This window comes from Pelomonas caseinilytica, assembly GCF_021353235.1.
Taxonomy (GTDB): domain Bacteria; phylum Pseudomonadota; class Gammaproteobacteria; order Burkholderiales; family Burkholderiaceae_C; genus Pelomonas; species Pelomonas caseinilytica.
This window is the reverse complement of the sequence record NZ_JAJTWT010000009.1, coordinates 67,036-83,013: the sequence shown is the minus strand read 5'-3', so window position 1 is coordinate 83,013 and position 15,978 is coordinate 67,036. Positions and strand designations below refer to the sequence as shown.

The following is a 15,978-nucleotide window of genomic DNA, read 5'->3' as shown; positions in this document are numbered from 1 at the left end:
TGCCGCGCCACCACACCATGAAGCTGCTTTCCGCCTGCGCCCCCGTCCTGCTCGCCGCCTTGCTGGCCGCCCTGCCCTGCCGAGCGCAGGAGGCGCCTGCCGCCTACGACGCCGCCAAGGCCCAGGCCTGGGGCGCCAACGACAACGGGCTGCGCGCCTACACCCTGGTGCTGCTCAAGACGGGCCCGAAGCGCATGCCCGACGGCCCGGCCCGCGACGAGATGTTCAAGGGCCATTTCGCCAACATGCAACGCCTGGCCAAGGAAGGCCTGCTCGTCTACGCCGGCCCGCTGGACGGCGTCGAGGGCCTGCGCGGCCTTTTCATCTTCGCCTCGACCGACGCCGAGGTCGTCCGCAAGGCCGTGGAGGCCGACCCCGTCGTCGCCAACGGCGAGATGGTGGCCGAGCCGCACAGGCACTTCGGCTCGGCCGCGCTGATGGCGGTGAACGAGTGGCATCCGAGGCTGGTCAGGCCCAAGCCCTGAGCCGGGGCATTCCTCAAATGATGTTGAGGTGCTGGCTGAGGTTGAACATCGTGCGCATCATGTTCAACCAGCCCTGGCAAGCTCGCATGGCATTCACGACGGCCTGGACCAGCGTGGCGTCGAAGTCATGTCTCATTCGCATCGCCTCGTCGATGCCACCCTTGTGGGTCTGCCGAATGTCACCCGGATCTTCCCGATCGATGTCTTGGGTGAGCTGGTCCAGGTCGTTGACGATGATGCCCATCAGGGCCAGTTGGGCGCGGAGCTCGCGCCGGATGTCGTAGGAATCCATGCGGGCCTCCTCAGCGCGATTCGAGCTTGTACTTGACGCAGTTCTTCTTGATCAGCGCCGCCAGGTTCTTGTCCGCCGCAGCCTCTTTCTTCGCCAGCGCCTCACCTTTCTCGAGCGCCTTCTTGAATTCGGCCGTGGTTTGATGAAGCTTCTTGGCCTGGATCGCCAGCTCGTGCTTCATCTTGGTCCAGATCACTTTCTGCTTCGCATCCGCGCTTCCCTTGGACATGACAGCTCCCCATAACGCTCACAGCGAGCGCACAGAAATACTAGTAATGCAAGGTGCCGGGGAGCATCGTCAATGCGGCGGGTCGGCAGTCGTCGATCCGCGGGAGAAGTCGATGTCGGCTTTCGGCACCGGATTCCGTTACCCGCGTTGCGGCCTTCGACTCAACCGCGCCCCAGCACCTTCTCCACCGGATTCGGCCTCAGCCTGAACGCATCCGGCATGCCCGAGCCCAGCAGCGGGCGCAGGTAGAGGCGGAAGGCGTCGGTCACGTCGGTGCCCGCCTCGTTGATGAAGTGGTCCTCCATCGTGCGGGTCTTGCCGGCCACGTCGGCCAGCGGCAGCAGGGCGTAGTCGACCGAGTAGTAGCCGACGCGCTGAATGGCCACGGAGCCGTCGCGGCTGCCGTGGAAGGCGTACTGCACGGCTTTCTCGCCGACCTCGCGGGCCTCGCGCTGGTCGACGTCGCTGACGCAGCCGAGGAAGCTGCGTTGCAGGTAGCCGAAGGTGTCGCCGCGCACGCGCTTGATGCCCAGGCGCGCCTTGACTTCCTCGCACAGCAGGTCGGCCAGGGCGCCGGTGCCGCTGAGCTGCACGTTGCCGTGGGCGTCGCGCTCCAGGTCGCCAGCGAGCTTGGCGAGCATGGGCGCGCCGGAGGCGTCGTGGATGCCCTCGCTGACCGCGATCACGCAGCGCCCGTAGCGCTCGTGCGTGGCCTTCACGTCCCGCAGGAACTCGTCGAGGTGGAAGTCCCGCTCGGGCAGGTAGATGAGGTGGGGGCCGTCGTCGTCGAACTTCTTGCCCAGGGCCGCGGCGGCCGTCAGGAAACCGGCGTGCCGGCCCATGACGACGCCGACGTAGACCCCGGGCAGGGCCGCGTTGTCGAGGTTGGCACCGGCGAAGGCCTGGGCGACGAAGCGCGCGGCCGAGGCGTAGCCGGGCGTGTGGTCGTTGCCGACGAGGTCGTTGTCGATGGTCTTGGGGATGTGGATGCAGCGCAGCGGGTAGCTGGCGGCGGCGGCCTCTTCGGAGACGATGCGCACGGTGTCGGACGAGTCGTTGCCGCCGATGTAGAAGAAATGCGTGATGCCGTGGGCCTGCAGCACGGTGAAGATCTCGCGGCAGTAGGCGGCGTCGGGCTTGTCGCGGGTCGACCCGAGGGCCGAGGCGGGCGTGCCCGCCACCAGCTCGAGGTTGTGGCTGGTCTCCTGCGTGAGGTCGACGAAGTCCTCGTTGACGATGCCGCGCACGCCGTGCCGGGCGCCGTAGACCTTGCTGACGCCGGCCTGCCGCCGCGCTTCGAGCACGACGCCGACGAGGCTCTGGTTGATGACGGCGGTGGGGCCGCCGCCCTGGGCGACGAGGATCTTGGCGAGACTCATGGGCGCTCCTGGCTGTCGGGATCGACGGCGCAGTTTAGGAGCGTCCGGCGTCAGCGCTGCATCCAGGTTTCGAGCTGCTCGGCCGGCATGGGCCTGGCGAACAGCCAGCCCTGGCCTTCGTGGCAGCCCAGGCCGATGAGGTAGCGGCGCTGCTCCTCGGTCTCGATGCCTTCGGCGATGACGGTCAGGCCCAGGCCGCGGCCGAGGTTGACCACCATCTGGGCGATGGTGGAGCCGGCGGAGGAGGACTGCGCCTCCTGCACGAAGGCGCGGTCGATCTTGAGGCGGTCGACCTGCAGCTGGCGGAGCTGGCTGAGCGACGAGAAGCCGGTGCCGAAGTCGTCGATGGCGACGCTGAAGCCCAGGCGCTTGATGCCGGCCAGCACGCGCAGCACGAGGTCGGCGTCGTCCATGGCCATGGACTCGGTGATCTCGAGCTCGATGTTGTGGCCGGCGACGCCGCTGTCATGCAGCGCCCTGGCCAGCATGTCGATGAAGCCCGGATGGCGGAACTGCGCCATGGAGACGTTGACGGCCATGCGGAAGTCGGTGTGGCCCAGGCGCTGCATCTTGCGCAGCTGCGCGCAGGCCGCGCGCATGACGAACTCGCCGATGGGAATGATGAGGCCGCTCTGCTCGGCCAGCGGGATGAACTGGTCGGGCGGGATGAAGCGATCCTCGGGCGTGCGCCAGCGCAGCAGGGCTTCAGCGCCGATCACCCGGGCGCTGTCGAGGTCGACCTGCGGCTGGTAGACGACGAAGAGCTGGTTCTCCTCGAAGCCGGCGCGCAGGCCCTTGAGCAGCTTGAAGCGCTCGCGCGCGTCGCTGCCCATGGCGGCCGAGAAATATTGAGATGAGCCGCGCTGCTGCTGCTTGGCCCGCTTGAGGGCGATCTGGGCGTCGAGCAGCAGCTCGGAGCCGACCGCCTTGGATTCGCTCAGGCGCACCAGGCCGGTGGTGGCCGACAGCTGCAGCCGCTCGCCGGCCACGATGAAGGGGTCGGCGAACACCGCCTGCACGCTGTCCGGGCAGACCTTGGCGTGCTCGCCCAGCACGCCGAAGGTGTCGGCGCCGACGCGGGCCATGGCAGTGTTCAGGCCCAGCATCTCGCTCATGCGGTGGGTGACCGCCTGCAGGACCTGGTCGCCGAAGTGGTGGCCGAAGGCGTCGTTGATGTCGGAGAAATCGTCGATGTCGATGAGCGCGAGGGTGACGCCGGCGGGGTCCTTGAGGTTCTTGTCGAGCAGCTCGACGAAGCGGTTGCGGTTGGGCAGGCGCAGCAGCGGGTCGTTGTAGGCCTGGTCGAGCAGCTGGCTGTAGAGCACGACGTTCTCGAAGCCGACCGCGATGTTGGAGCAGAAGGCGCGCAGCAGTTGCTGGTCGAGCTCGTCGAGCTCGCGGCCGACGTCCACCAGGGCCGCCATCGCCCGGCCGTTGCCCATGCCGAAGTACAGGCAGGTGCCGTTCTCGTAGAGGTTGCGCTGTTCGTCCAGGCAGCGCTCCAGGCGCTCGCGCACGGTGGTGATCTTGACCTGCGCCAGGGGCCGGTCGATGAGGCCGCTGTACTGGCCGGCCGCGGCGACGATGCGCACTTCCTCGGGCGTCTCGCCGTTGACCTGGGCGCAGACCAGGCCCTCGGGCAGGATGCCCAGCAGGGCGCAGAGCTGGGTCACCACGCCCTCAGCGAAGCGCGACAGGCCCCGCATGCGCGACAGCGAGGTGCTGCTCTCGACGATCATCTCCAGGCCGCGGCGGTTGGCCTCCAGCGCGCAGATCTGGCGGTAGGAGCGCACGGCGGCCGTCAGCACGGTGTAGAGCCGCGTGCGCGTCAGCTCGGACTTGGTCTTGTAGTCGTTGATGTCATAGGCCTGCACCGTCTCGATTTCGGGGGCATAGCCCGGCTGGCCGGTGCGCAGCACGATGCGCAGGGCGCTCATGCCCAGTTCGTCGCGGATGTGGCGCACGAGCTGCAGGCCGGCGTCCTCGCTCTCCATCACCACGTCCAGCAGCACGACGGCAAGGTCGTCCTCGCTGCCCAGCATCTGGCGGGCCTGGGCGGCGGAGGTGGCGTGCAGGAAGACGAGGGGCTGGCCTTCGACCGTCAGGCCCTGCATGGCCAGCTCGGTGGCCTTGTGGACGTCGCCGTCGTCATCAACGATGAGGATGCGCCAGGGCCGGTCGTGGGGGCGATGCAGGTCCGCGTCGGCGTGCTCGGGCTCGTCGAGCAGCTCGAGCAGGTCGTCGTCAGCGGCTGGGGTCTCGTGCATGGGGGCGCAGCCTCCGGGCTGGGGCGGCCACGGCGGCGGCCTCTTCTCTCAAGAGCCACAAGCGTAGTGCATCACGAAGTGCACTGTCACGGCCGGCAAAGGCAATAGTCAACGCTTCGCGGGCTAACGCTTTGCGGGTTTGCCCGGACGCCCGGCAGCCGGGCCGCGTGCCGCGCCGGTCACCCGCGGCGGCAGGCCGGTGTGCTGGGTCAAGATCTGGCCCTTGCGGGGCGCGGCGGGCTTGGGCGCCGTGGAGTTCTTGCGCCGTGCGCTCTCGTAGCCGCCGTCGGTCAGGGGCTGGTAGCTCGGGACCAGGTGGTGCTTGCCGTTGCCGATGAGGTCGGCCCGGCCCATGGCCTTGAGGGCCTCGCGCAGCAGCGGCCAGTTGTTGGCGTCGTGGTAGCGCAGGAAGGCCTTGTGCAGGCGGCGGCGACGCTCGCCGCGCACGACGTCGACCTTCTCGCCCCGGGTTTCGTCGCGGCTGATGCCCTTGAGCGGGTTGCGGCCGGAGTGGTACATGGCCGTGGCGGTGGCCATGGGGCTCGGGTAGAAGGTCTGGACCTGGTCGGCCCGGAAGCCGTTGCGCTTGAGCCAGACGGCGAGGTTCATCATGTCCTCGTCGCTGGTGCCAGGGTGGGCGGCGATGAAGTAGGGGATCAGGTACTGCTTCTTGCCGGCCGCGGCGCTGGCGGCCTCGAACATCTGCTTGAAGCGGTCGTAGGTGCCGATGCCCGGCTTCATCATCTTGGACAGCGGGCCCTGCTCGGTGTGCTCCGGCGCGATCTTGAGGTAGCCGCCGACGTGGTGCGTGACCAGCTCCTTCACGTACTCGGGCGACTGCACGGCCAGGTCGTAGCGCAGGCCGGAGCCGATGAGGATCTTCTTGACCCCCGGCAGCGCCCGCGCGCGGCGGTACATCCGGATCAGCGGGTCGTGGCTGGTGTTGAGGTTGGGGCAGATGCCCGGGTAGACGCAGCTGGGCTTGCGGCAGGCGGCCTCGATCTCGGGGCTCCTGCAGCCGATGCGGTACATGTTGGCCGTGGGGCCGCCGAGGTCCGACACGATGCCGGTGAAGCCCTTGACCTTGTCGCGCATCTCCTCGATCTCGCGGATCACGGAGTCTTCCGAGCGGCTCTGGATGATGCGGCCCTCGTGCTCGGTGATGGAGCAGAAGGTGCAACCGCCGAAGCAGCCCCGCATGATGTTCACGCTGAAGCGGATCATCTCCCAGGCGGGGATCTTGGTCGCGCCGTCGTGGCTGCCGTTGGCGTCGGCATAGCTCGGGTGCGGGCTGCGGGCGTAGGGCAGGTCGAAGACGTGGTCCATCTCCGGCGTCGTCAGCGGGATGGGCGGCGGGTTGATCCAGAGGTCGCGCTCGATGCCGTTGAAGTCGTAGCGCTGCACCAGGGCGCGGGCATTGCCCGGGTTGGTTTCCAGGTGCAGCACGCGGTTGGCGTGGGCGTAGAGGACAGGGTCGCTCTTGACCTGCTCGTAGGCCGGCAGGCGCACCACCGTGCGCTCGCGCGGCGGCATGGTGATGCGGCCGGTCCTGTGCAGGGTGATCGGCCTGGGCGCGTCGGCCTCCGTGGCGCAGGCGTCCTGCTTGATCTCCTGGTAGGGGCTGATCAGCTCGTCGATGCGGCCGGGGCGGTCCACCTCGGTGGAGTCCAGCTCGAACCAGCCGTCAGCGGTCGGGTCGTCCGTGCGCCGCATGAAGGCGGTGCCGCGGATGTCGGTCAGGCTCTCGACCGGCTCGCGGCGGGCCAGGCGGTGGGCGATCTCGACGATGGCCCGCTCGGCATTGCCGTAGACCAGCAGGTCGGCCTTGCTGTCCACGAGGATGGAGCGGCGCACCTTGTCCTGCCAGTAGTCGTAGTGCGCGATGCGGCGCAGCGAGGCCTCGATGCCGCCGATGACGACGGGCACGTCCTTGTAGGCCTCCTGGCAGCGCTGGGTGTAGACGAGCGTCGCCCGGTCGGGGCGCTTGCCGCCTTCGCCGCCGGGCGTGTAGGCGTCGTCGCTGCGGATCTTGCGGTCCGCGGTGTAGCGGTTGATCATGGAATCCATGTTCCCGGCCGCCACGCCGAAGAACAGGTTGGGCCGGCCCAAGGCCTTGAAGGCCTCGGCGCTGTGCCAGTCGGGCTGGGCGACGATTCCGACGCGGAACCCCTGCGCCTCCAGCGTGCGGCCGATGACGGCCATGCCGAAGCTCGGGTGGTCGACGTAGGCGTCGCCCGTGACGATGATGATGTCGCAGGAGTCCCAGCCGAGCTGCTCCATCTCCTGCCGGCTCATGGGCAGGAAGGGCGCTGGACCGAAGCGCTTGGCCCAGAAGGGGCGGTAGGCGGTCAACGCTTTGGGCGGTTGGGGAAGTGCGGACATGACCCTCGATTGTCTCTGCCAGGCCCCGGAAAGCACAAAGCCCGCGCCAGGCGCGGGCTTTGCATCGGGGACCGGCGTGAATTACAGCGCGCGGATATTGGCGGCCTGCAGGCCCTTGGGGCCCTGCTTCACCTCGAATTCGACCTGGGCGCCTTCGGCCAGCGTGCGAAAGCCGCCACCGTTCTTGATCTCGGTGTGGTGGGCGAAGAGGTCCTTGCCGCCGTCGGCGGGGGTGATGAAGCCGAAGCCCTTGCCGTCGTCAAACCACTTGACGATGCCGGTCTGGAGGGTGCTCATGGAATTTCCTTGCTGTTGTCGTGCCATGCAGCTCGCTCCAGAGCGGCTGCGGAATTCACAACAACGTTCAGGAAACAAGCCAACAAAAAGCGCCGGATGTCGGCGCCGGGCGGCATTCTAGGGCCTGTTCAAGCCGCCACCAGGGCACTGACGGCGGCGGACACCCCTGGAGCGCCGCCTTTGGTGGCCGCCTGCCCACTCTGCCGGAGCCGGGCAAGCCCGATCCTCGCTACAGGAAGCGTTCCAGCAGCTTCTTGGACGGCTTGTCCAGCGCCCAGCGGTCGGGTACCTCCAGCTGCACGCCGTGGCTGGACGTGATCAGCAGCCGGCCACCTTCCAGCCGGCGGATGTCTTCCTCGCTCTTGAGCACGAAATCGACCTCGCCGCGGTCGGTCTCGATGCGCCAGGTGCTGGGCGTGCCGAAGGTGTTGACGGAGATCAGCCGCTTCATCACGGGGTGGAACTCGCGCGCGGCGAGCTCGGCCTCGAGCAGGCGGCGCGGCGCCTCGGGCAGGTCGGACACGCGTTCCACCCAGGCCAGCTCGTGACCATGGCTGCCCACCAGGGACAGGCCTTCGTCCGGCGCCGAGATGGGATGGGCACGCACCGGCGTCACGCCGACGTGGGCATCGCCGTTCAGGTCGGTCAGCACCAGCTTGCCGAAGGCGTCCAGGTGCAGGTCGCGGAAGGGCAGCAGGCTCATGCGTTCTCCGTGTGGGCACTGGGATTGGGCGCGACGACGAGCAGACCGTCGTCCTCGCCGGCCTCGGCATCGACGCGGCGGGCCTGGGCCTCCCACAGCCGCCAATAGTGGCCCTGCTGGGCGATCAGCTCGTCGTGCGGGCCGAGTTCGACGATCTCGCCACGGTCCATCACCACGAGGCGGTCGGCCTTGCGCAGCGTCGACAGCCGGTGGGCGATGGCGATGGTGGTGCGGCCCTTGACGAGGTTGTCCAGCGCGCGCTGGATCTCTTTTTCCGTCTCGGTGTCGACCGCGCTCGTCGCCTCGTCGAGGATGAGGATGGCCGGGTCGATGAGCAGGGCGCGGGCGATGGAGATGCGCTGGCGCTCGCCGCCGGACAGGCCCTGGCCGCGCTCGCCGACGAGGCTGTCGTAGCCATGCGGCAGGCGCAGGATGAACTCGTGGGCGTGGGCGGCGCGCGCCGCCGCGACGATCTCGGCCCGCGTCGCGTTCGGCTTGCCGTAGGCGATGTTCTCGGCGATGGTGCCGAAGAAGAGGAAGGGCTCCTGCAGCACCAGGCCGATGTGGCGGCGATAGTCGGCCACCTTGACGCGCCGCAGGTCCACGCCGTCGACCTTGATGGCGCCCTCGGTCACGTCGTAGAAGCGGCAGATCAGGTTGACCAGGGTGCTCTTGCCCGAGCCGCTGTGGCCCACCAGGCCCACCATCTCGCCGGGGCGGATGTCCAGGTTGAGCGAGCGGATGACCGAGCGCGAGCCGTAGCGGAAGTTGACCCCCTGCATCGAGATGGCGCCCGTCACGTCGTGGAAGGGCAGCGGGTTGACCGGGTCGGGCACGTTGGAGACGTGGTCGAGGATGTCGAAGATGCGCTTGGCGCCGGCCGCGGCCTTCTGCGTGACGGAGACGATGCGGCTCATCGAGTCCAGCCGGCCGTAGAAGCGGCCGATGTAGGCCAGGAAGGCCGTCAGCGTGCCCACGGTGATGCTCTGGTGGGCGATCAGCCAGATGCCCACGCCCCAGACGACGAGCAGGCCCATCTCGGTGAGCAGGGCGACGGTGGGGGTGAACAGGCTCCAGGTCTTGTTCAGCCGGTCGTTGACGGCCAGGTTGTTGGCATTGGCGTCGCGAAAGCGCGTGGCCTCGCGCTTTTCCTGGGCGAACGCCTTGACCACGCGGATGCCGGGGATGGTGTCGGCCAGCACGTTGGTGATCTCGCCCCAAACGCGGTCGATCTTCTCGAAGCCGGTGCGCAGCCGGTCGCGCACCAGATGGATGAGCCAGGCGATGAAGGGCAGCGGCACCAGCGTGGCCAGGGCCAGCCCCGGGTGGATGCTGAACAGGATGATGGACGTCATCGCCAGCATCAGCACGTCGGTGATGAAGTCCAGCGCGTGCAGGCTCAGGAAGACCGAGATGCGGTCGGTCTCCGAGCCGATGCGCGACATCAGGTCGCCGGTGCGCTTGTTGCCGAAGTATTCGAGCGACAGGCCCAGCAGGTGCTCGAAGGTGGTCGTTCGCAGGTCGGCCGCGATGCGCTCGGACACCAGCGCCAGCAGATAGGTCTTGGCCCAGCCCAGGGCCCAGGAGAACAGCGCCGCGCCGAGCAGGCCGGCCAGCAGCAGCGTGACGAGATGGGGGTCGATGGCCTGGCCGTTCTGGAAGGGGATGAGCACCTTGTCCATCAGCGGCATGGTCAGGTAAGGCGACACCAGGGTGGCCCCGGTCGCGCCCAGCATCAGCGCGAAGCCCAGCAGCAGTTGCCCCTGGTAGGGCCGGGCGAAGCGCCCCAGCCTGAGCAGCACCCAGGTGCTGGGCGGCGCGCCGGCCTCGCCGAAGTCGAAGCTCGACTCCTCGCCGTCGTCTTCCTCGTCGCGCACGACATGGCCGGCCAGGCGCTGCACCTCGCGGTCGAAGGCCTCGACGAAGCGCACGGCCGCCGGGTTGCAGGCCAGGGTGAAGCGCCAGCGGGCCAGGCGCCGGTGGGTGTCGAACAGCTCCATGAAGGCCAGGCCGCCATGGTCGCTCAGCTTGAGGCCCAGGCCTGGCGCGAGCGGGAACTCGGCCCAGGCGCCGCCGTCCGGCTCGAAGGCCAGCAGGCGTGCATTCGTCAACGCCACCAGGCCCTGGGCGAAGCGTCCGTGGGCGTCCAGGTCAACCTCGAGCGTCGCCACCACGTTCTCGCCAGCCAGGAGCCGCGATTGCAATGCGGTCGCGTGTGGATGAGGCAGGTCGACGGGAGGATGTTCTTGCATGTGTTCTTCGCTCTTACGGGCTGGGCCGATTCTCCCTGATGACTTCGGCGCACAATTCCACGCGCTTAGGCCCTGCACAACCCCTTACTCGACACGCTCCATGAGCAAGAAGAACGACATCCGCCTGCTGCGCATCAACTACCTGCGCGGTCCCAACATGTGGACCTACCGGCCGGTGCTGGAAGTCTGGCTGGACCTCGGCGAGCTGGAAGACCATCCCAGCCACCTGCTGCCCGGCTTCAACGACCGGCTCACCGCCGCCCTGCCCAACCTCATCGAGCACCACTGCGGCGTCGGCGAGCGCGGCGGCTTCCTGGAGCGGCTGCGCGAGGGCACCTGGTGCGGCCACGTGCTGGAGCACATCGTCATCGAGCTGCTCAACCTGGCCGGCATGCCCACCGGCTTCGGCCAGACCCGCTCCACCAGCCAGCGCGGCGTCTACCGCATGGTCTTCCGTGCTCGCGACGAGCAGGTCGCCCGCGCCGCCCTGGCCGAGGGCCACGCCCTCATCATGGCCACCATCAACGACGAGCCTTTCGACGTGGCCGCCGCCGTGGCCCGCGTGCGCGACAAGCTCGACGACTGCTACCTGGGCCCCTCCACGGCAGCCATCGTCGCCGCCGCCACCGACCGGCGCATTCCCCACATCCGCCTGAACGACGGCAACCTCGTGCAGCTCGGCCATGGCGCCCGCCAACGCCGCATCTGGACGGCAGAGACCGACATGACCAGCGCCATCGCCGAGGGCATCGCCGGCGACAAGGACCTCACCAAGACCCTGCTCAAGGCCGTCGGCGTGCCGGTGCCCGAGGGCCAGGAGGTCAAGACCGTCGCCGAGGCCTGGGAGGCCGCGCAGGACATCGGCCTGCCGGTGGTCATCAAGCCCAGCGACGGCAACCACGGCCGCGGCGTCACGCTCGACATCGCCAACCAGGCCGACTGCGAGGCCGCCTTCAAGCTGGCCGATGCCGAAGGCTCCTCGGTGCTGGTGGAGAGCTACATCCGCGGCAATGAGCACCGCGTGCTCGTCGTCGGCGGCCGGGTCGTGGCCGCCGCCCGCGGCGAGGCCGCCTGGGTGCACGGCGATGGCCAGCACAGCATCGCCGAGCTGGTCGACCTCCAGATCAACACCGACCCCCGCCGCGGCCTGACCGAGGATTTCCCTCTCAACCGCATCGTGCTGGGCGAGGACGCCGTGGTGCTGCTGGACCTGCAGCGCCAGGGCTTCAGCCCCGAGGCCGTGCCGCCGGCCGGCAAGTCGGTGCTGATCCAGCGCAACGGCAACGTGGCCATCGACTGCACGGCCGAGGTCCACCCGGAGGTGGCCCATGCCGTGTCCCTCGCGGCACGGACCGTGGGCCTGGACATCGCCGGCGTCGACCTCGTCACCGAGGACATCTCCAAGCCGCTGGCCGAGACGGGCGGCGCCATCGTCGAGGTCAACGCCGGCCCCGGGCTGCTGATGCACCTCAAGCCCGCGGGCGGCGCGCCACAGCCGGTCGGCCAGGCCATCATCGACCACCTCTTCGCCGAGGACGAGAACGGCCGCATCCCCATCGTCGGCGTCGCCGGCTCGCGCGGCGGGCACCAGGTCACGCGGCTGGTCGCCTGGCTGCTGCATCTCAACGGCCGCCACGTCGGCCTGGCCTGCCGTGACGGCCTGTTCCTGGGCACCCGCCGCGTCGAGAAGCGCAACAGCGCCCGTTGGGATGCCGCACACCGCCTGCTGATGAACCGCGGCGTCAATGCCGTCGTCGTCGAGAACGACCCGGCCTCCATCCTGCGCGATGGCCTGGCCTACGACCGCTGCCACGTCGGCGTCGTGACCGACCTGGACGGCGCCGAAGCCCTGGCCGAGTTCGACGTGCAGGAAGCCGACCAGCTCTACAAGGTGCTGCGCACCCAGGTCGACGTGGTCCTCAGCGACGGCGCGGCCGTGCTGAACGCGGCCTGCCCGCGCCTCGTCGACATGGCCGAGCTCAGCGACGGCGAGGTGGTCTTCTACGCCGAGGATGGCGAGCTCGAGGCCCTGCGCCACCACCGCGAGCGCGGCGGCCGGGCCGTCTTCCTGCGCGGTGGCGCCGCGGTGCTGGCGCAGGGGCCGGCCGAGACGCCCGGAGCCAACATCGAAGCCCTGCTGCGCCGCTTCGGCGAACGCGCGACCGACGCCTCCACGCTGCTGGCCGCCGTCGCCACCGCCTGGGCGCTGGGCATCTCGCCGGAACTCATCGCCGCCGGCCTGGACACTTTCGTCCCCGAGCTCCACCTCGCCTGAACTCCAAAACAAAGAACCGCCACACCAACATGGACGTTTCCCGCACCCGCGCCCTGCGCGGCCCCAACATGTGGAGCCGCCACACGGCCATCGAGGCCGTCGTGCACTGCAGCGACGTCGAGCGTTCGCTCGAACGCCTGCCCGGCTTCGAGCCGCGCCTGCGCAAGCTCTTCCCCACCATCGGCGAGCTGCGGGCCGACGCCTCGCTGGCCCAGGTGCTGGAGCAGGCGACGCTGGCCCTGCAGGCCCAGGCCGGCTGCCCGGTCACCTTCAGCCAGACCCACGTCACGCCCGAGGCGGGCACCTACCAGATCGTCATCGAGTACAGCGAGGAGGACGTCGGGCGCCTGGCCTTCGAGCAGGCGGTCAAGCTCGTCAACGCCGCCCTCACCGGCGGCGAGTTCGAGGCCGACACCGTGCTCGCCCAGCTGCGCGAACTCGACGAGGACATCCGCCTCGGCCCGTCCACCGGCTCCATCGTCAACGCGGCACAAGCACGCGGCATCCCCTACCGCCGCCTCACCCAGGGCAGCCTCGTGCAGTTCGGCTGGGGCGCCAAGCAGCGCCGCATCTGGGCCGCCGAGGTGGACGCCACCAGCGCCGTGAGCGAATCCATCGCCCAGGACAAGGACCTGTGCAAGCGCCTGCTGCAGTCCGCCGGCGTGCCCGTGCCCACCGGCCGACCCGTCGACTCCCCCGAGGACGGCTGGGCCGTCGCCCAGGAGATCGGCCTGCCCGTCGTCGTCAAGCCGCAGGACGGCAACCAGGGCAAGGGCGTGACGGTCAATGTCGTGGACCGCGCCCACTTCGACATTGCCTACAAGGCCGCCGACGAGATCGGCCAGGTCATGGTCGAGAAGTTCCTGCCCGGCGGCGACTACCGGCTGCTCGTCATCGGCGACAAGCTCATCGCGGCGGCCCGCCGCGACCCGCCCCACGTCATCGGCGACGGCCAGCTCACCGTCAAGCAGCTGGTCGACAAGGTCAACGCCGACCCGCGCCGCGGCGACGGCCATGCCACCTCGCTGACCAAGATCCGCTTCGACGACATCGCCGTCGCGCGGCTGACCCAGCAGGGCCTGACGCCCGAGTCCGTGCCCGAGAAGGGCCAGCGCGTCATCCTGCGCAACAACGCCAACCTCTCCACCGGCGGCACCGCGACGGACGTGACCGACGACGTCCATCCCGAGGTGGCGGCCCGCGCCATCGCGGCGGCCCAGGTCGTGGGACTCCACGTCTGCGGCGTGGACGTGGTGGCCGAGAGCGTGCTGCGCCCGCTGGAGGAGATCAACGGCGGCATCGTCGAGGTCAATGCCGCGCCGGGCCTGCGCATGCACCTGTCGCCCAGCTTCGGCAAGGGCCGCAACGTCGGCGAAGCCATCATCGGCCACCTGTTCGGCACCGGGCATAAATCGGGAGGGATGGCCGAAGACGGCCGCATCCCCGTCGTCGCCGTCACCGGCACGAACGGCAAGACCACGGTGACCCGCCTCATCGCCCACATGTTCGCCAGCTGCGGCCTCAAGGTGGGCATGACCAACACCGACGGCGTCTACGTCGACGGCCGCCAGATCGACAGCGGCGACTGCTCCGGCCCCAAGAGCGCCCGCAACGTGCTGATGCACCCCGACGTGGAAGCCGCCGTGCTCGAGACCGCCCGCGGCGGCATCCTGCGCGAAGGCCTGGGCTTCGACCGCTGCCAGGTGGCGGTCGTCACCAACGTCGGCGAGGGAGACCACCTCGGCATGAACTTCCTGAACACGGCCGAGGACCTGGTGCTCGTCAAGCGCGTCATCGTGCAGAACGTGGCGCCGAGCGGCTATGCCGTGCTCAACGCGGCCGACCCGCTGACGGCCTCCATGGCCGCCGTCTGCCCCGGCCAGGTCATCTACTTCGCCGCCGACCGCCACCATCCGCTGATGGCCACCCACCGCGCACAGGGCAAACGCTGCGTCTACGTGGACGGCGACCAGCTCGTCGCCGCCCAGGGCGTGTGGCGCGAGAGCATCCCGCTGCGCGACATCCCCCTCACCCGCGGCGGCGTCATCGGCTTCCAGGTCGAGAACGCCATGGCCGCGGTCGCCGCGGCCTGGGGCGTGGGCCTGGACTGGGACACCATCCGCCGCGGCGTCGGCAGCTTCGCCAACGACGCCGACAACGCGCCCGGCCGCTTCAACGTCATGGACTACCGCGGTGCCACCGTCATCGCCGACTACGGCCACAACGGCGACGCGATGAAGGCCCTCGTGGGCGCCGTGTCGGCCATGCCGGCGAACAAACGCGTCGTCGTCATCAGCGGCGCGGGCGACCGCCGCGACGAGGACCTGCGCGTGCAGACCGAGATCCTCGGCGGCGCCTTCGACGAAGTCATCCTGTACGAGGACGCCTGCCAGCGCGGACGCGCGGCCGGCGAAGTAGTGGCCCTGCTGCGTGCCGGCCTGCAAGGGGCTTCGCGCACCCGGCACGTGGAGGAGATCGTCGGCGAATTCATCGCCATCGACCGCGCCCTGGCCCGCCTCTCGCCCGGCGACCTCTGCCTGGTGCTCGTCGACCAGGTCGAGGAGGCGCTCGCCCACCTGGCCCGGCGCATTGCCGAGGGCTGAGCCGGCCGCGCCTTCAGCGGTAGCGGGCCAGCAGGCGGTTGAGCTCGCCCTCGGCCACCAGCCCCTGGATGGCCGCGTTCAAGGCCGCCAGGCCCACCGGGCTGCTCGGCGAGAGGGCGCACTGGGCCAGCACCTCCGACACCACCAGCGGCGGGTGCAGCGCCAGCCGCACATGGCCCAGGCGCTGCTGGTACTCCAGCACGCGCCGGCCCGTCAGGGCGTGGCGCACGCGGCCCAGTTCCAGCTTCTGCAGGTTGGTGACGGCGTCGGGCGCGTCCTCGCGCACGAAGCCGCCGCGCAAGGCCTCGCTGACCTCGGGGTAGACGTAGCCGCGCACCGTGCCGATGGGCTCGCCGGCCAGCGCCGACAGCTGCGCCGGTGCCGGCGCCACCGCGGCGCTGATGAGCAGCGCCTGGTCCGGCAGGAAAGGCCGGCTCCAGGCGAAGACGCCCGGCAGCCAGTCGCTCTGGTAATCGCAGAGCAGGTCGCCCTCGCCCCGCTGCAGGGCCTCCGCCAGCCGCTTGCGCGGCACGGGCCGCGCCACCACCTCGCGGCCCAGGCGCCGGCCCAGGGCCTGGCCGAGGTCGAGATGCAGACCCTCCACGACGCGCTCGCCCTCGATGCGGGCCTGGGGCATGAGGGCGCTGGTCTCCACCAGCATCACCAGCGACCGGGGCGGCTGGCCAGGCGCGGACGCGGCCAGCAGCAGGGCGGCCAGGCTGCCCAGCATCCGTCGCGCCTCACGACTCCATGCCCCGCTCATGGGCCGCGATGATGCCGCCGCTGCGCACCCCTCCACCGCCTGAAAACCCGC

12 protein-coding genes are annotated in these 15,978 nt (G+C 69.7%); 3 read left to right on the top strand and 9 right to left on the bottom strand.

What is annotated here, in order from left to right; translation table 11 throughout:
• Nucleotides 1-17 precede the first annotated feature (17 nt).
• Nucleotides 18-485: a YciI family protein gene (locus LXT12_RS19715; RefSeq protein WP_233394004.1), complete on the top strand. Its 468-nt coding sequence runs from the start codon at nt 18-20 to the stop codon at nt 483-485.
• 13 nt (nt 486-498) lie between these two features.
• Here the strand turns inward: LXT12_RS19715 and LXT12_RS19710 are convergent, their stop codons facing one another.
• The 8 genes from LXT12_RS19710 to LXT12_RS19675 form a co-directional block, all read right to left on the bottom strand.
• Nucleotides 499-777: a hypothetical protein gene (locus tag LXT12_RS19710; RefSeq protein ID WP_233394003.1), complete on the bottom strand. Its 279-nt coding sequence runs from the start codon at nt 775-777 to the stop codon at nt 499-501.
• A 10-nt stretch (nt 778-787) separates the two neighbouring features.
• Nucleotides 788-1,006, bottom strand: coding sequence for a hypothetical protein (locus LXT12_RS19705; protein ID WP_233394002.1), 219 nt, complete (start codon nt 1,004-1,006; stop codon nt 788-790).
• Between the two features lie 161 nt (nt 1,007-1,167).
• On the bottom strand, nt 1,168-2,385 hold the full coding sequence (locus LXT12_RS19700; RefSeq protein WP_233394001.1) for a 6-phosphofructokinase: 1,218 nt from the start codon (nt 2,383-2,385) through the stop codon (nt 1,168-1,170).
• A 50-nt stretch (nt 2,386-2,435) separates the two neighbouring features.
• Nucleotides 2,436-4,652 (bottom strand): putative bifunctional diguanylate cyclase/phosphodiesterase, encoded by a 2,217-nt coding sequence (locus LXT12_RS19695; protein WP_233394000.1) that lies wholly within the window; start codon nt 4,650-4,652, stop codon nt 2,436-2,438.
• Between the two features lie 123 nt (nt 4,653-4,775).
• The gene (locus LXT12_RS19690) at nt 4,776-7,034 is read right to left on the bottom strand and encodes a YgiQ family radical SAM protein (RefSeq protein ID WP_233393999.1); all 2,259 of its coding nucleotides are present in this window, start codon (nt 7,032-7,034) and stop codon (nt 4,776-4,778) included.
• Between the two features lie 81 nt (nt 7,035-7,115).
• Complete coding sequence (locus LXT12_RS19685) at nt 7,116-7,331, bottom strand: cold-shock protein (protein ID WP_088485239.1); 216 nt, start codon at nt 7,329-7,331, stop codon at nt 7,116-7,118.
• 229 nt (nt 7,332-7,560) lie between these two features.
• Nucleotides 7,561-8,034 carry a cyanophycin metabolism-associated DUF1854 family protein gene (locus tag LXT12_RS19680; RefSeq protein ID WP_233393998.1) on the bottom strand — a complete coding sequence of 158 codons (474 nt, stop codon included), beginning with the start codon at nt 8,032-8,034 and terminating at the stop codon, nt 7,561-7,563.
• Nucleotides 8,031-10,286, bottom strand: a complete 2,256-nt coding sequence (locus LXT12_RS19675) for a cyanophycin metabolism-associated ABC transporter (protein WP_233393997.1) — start codon at nt 10,284-10,286, stop codon at nt 8,031-8,033. The genes LXT12_RS19680 and LXT12_RS19675 overlap by 4 nt, the downstream gene beginning before the upstream one ends.
• A gap of 100 nt (nt 10,287-10,386) precedes the next feature.
• Between LXT12_RS19675 and LXT12_RS19670 the strand changes: the two genes are divergently transcribed.
• Both LXT12_RS19670 and cphA read left to right on the top strand, forming a co-directional pair.
• Entirely contained in the window at nt 10,387-12,561 is a 2,175-nt protein-coding gene (locus LXT12_RS19670; RefSeq protein WP_233393996.1) for a cyanophycin synthetase, read from the top strand.
• 29 nt (nt 12,562-12,590) lie between these two features.
• Nucleotides 12,591-15,164, top strand: a complete 2,574-nt coding sequence (gene cphA, locus LXT12_RS19665) for a cyanophycin synthetase (protein WP_233393995.1) — start codon at nt 12,591-12,593, stop codon at nt 15,162-15,164.
• A gap of 13 nt (nt 15,165-15,177) precedes the next feature.
• Here the strand turns inward: cphA and LXT12_RS19660 are convergent, their stop codons facing one another.
• Nucleotides 15,178-15,894 carry a substrate-binding periplasmic protein gene (locus LXT12_RS19660; RefSeq protein WP_233393994.1) on the bottom strand — a complete coding sequence of 239 codons (717 nt, stop codon included), beginning with the start codon at nt 15,892-15,894 and terminating at the stop codon, nt 15,178-15,180.
• Nucleotides 15,895-15,978: the final 84 nt, after the last annotated feature.

What these genes read in the sequence shown, in the direction of transcription:
- LXT12_RS19680 (WP_233393998.1), bottom strand. Translation starts at nt 8,034, where the DNA reads ATGAGCCTGCTGCCCTTCCGCGACCTGCACCTGGACGCCTTCGGCAAG.
- LXT12_RS19710 (WP_233394003.1), bottom strand. Translation starts at nt 777, where the DNA reads ATGGATTCCTACGACATCCGGCGCGAGCTCCGCGCCCAACTGGCCCTG.
- LXT12_RS19675 (WP_233393997.1), bottom strand. Translation starts at nt 10,286, where the DNA reads ATGCAAGAACATCCTCCCGTCGACCTGCCTCATCCACACGCGACCGCA.
- LXT12_RS19700 (WP_233394001.1), bottom strand. Translation starts at nt 2,385, where the DNA reads ATGAGTCTCGCCAAGATCCTCGTCGCCCAGGGCGGCGGCCCCACCGCC.
- LXT12_RS19670 (WP_233393996.1), top strand. Translation starts at nt 10,387, where the DNA reads ATGAGCAAGAAGAACGACATCCGCCTGCTGCGCATCAACTACCTGCGC.
- LXT12_RS19695 (WP_233394000.1), bottom strand. Translation starts at nt 4,652, where the DNA reads ATGCACGAGACCCCAGCCGCTGACGACGACCTGCTCGAGCTGCTCGAC.
- cphA (WP_233393995.1), top strand. Translation starts at nt 12,591, where the DNA reads ATGGACGTTTCCCGCACCCGCGCCCTGCGCGGCCCCAACATGTGGAGC.
- LXT12_RS19690 (WP_233393999.1), bottom strand. Translation starts at nt 7,034, where the DNA reads ATGTCCGCACTTCCCCAACCGCCCAAAGCGTTGACCGCCTACCGCCCC.
- LXT12_RS19660 (WP_233393994.1), bottom strand. Translation starts at nt 15,894, where the DNA reads ATGCTGGGCAGCCTGGCCGCCCTGCTGCTGGCCGCGTCCGCGCCTGGC.
- LXT12_RS19705 (WP_233394002.1), bottom strand. Translation starts at nt 1,006, where the DNA reads ATGTCCAAGGGAAGCGCGGATGCGAAGCAGAAAGTGATCTGGACCAAG.
- LXT12_RS19715 (WP_233394004.1), top strand. Translation starts at nt 18, where the DNA reads ATGAAGCTGCTTTCCGCCTGCGCCCCCGTCCTGCTCGCCGCCTTGCTG.
- LXT12_RS19685 (WP_088485239.1), bottom strand. Translation starts at nt 7,331, where the DNA reads ATGAGCACCCTCCAGACCGGCATCGTCAAGTGGTTTGACGACGGCAAG.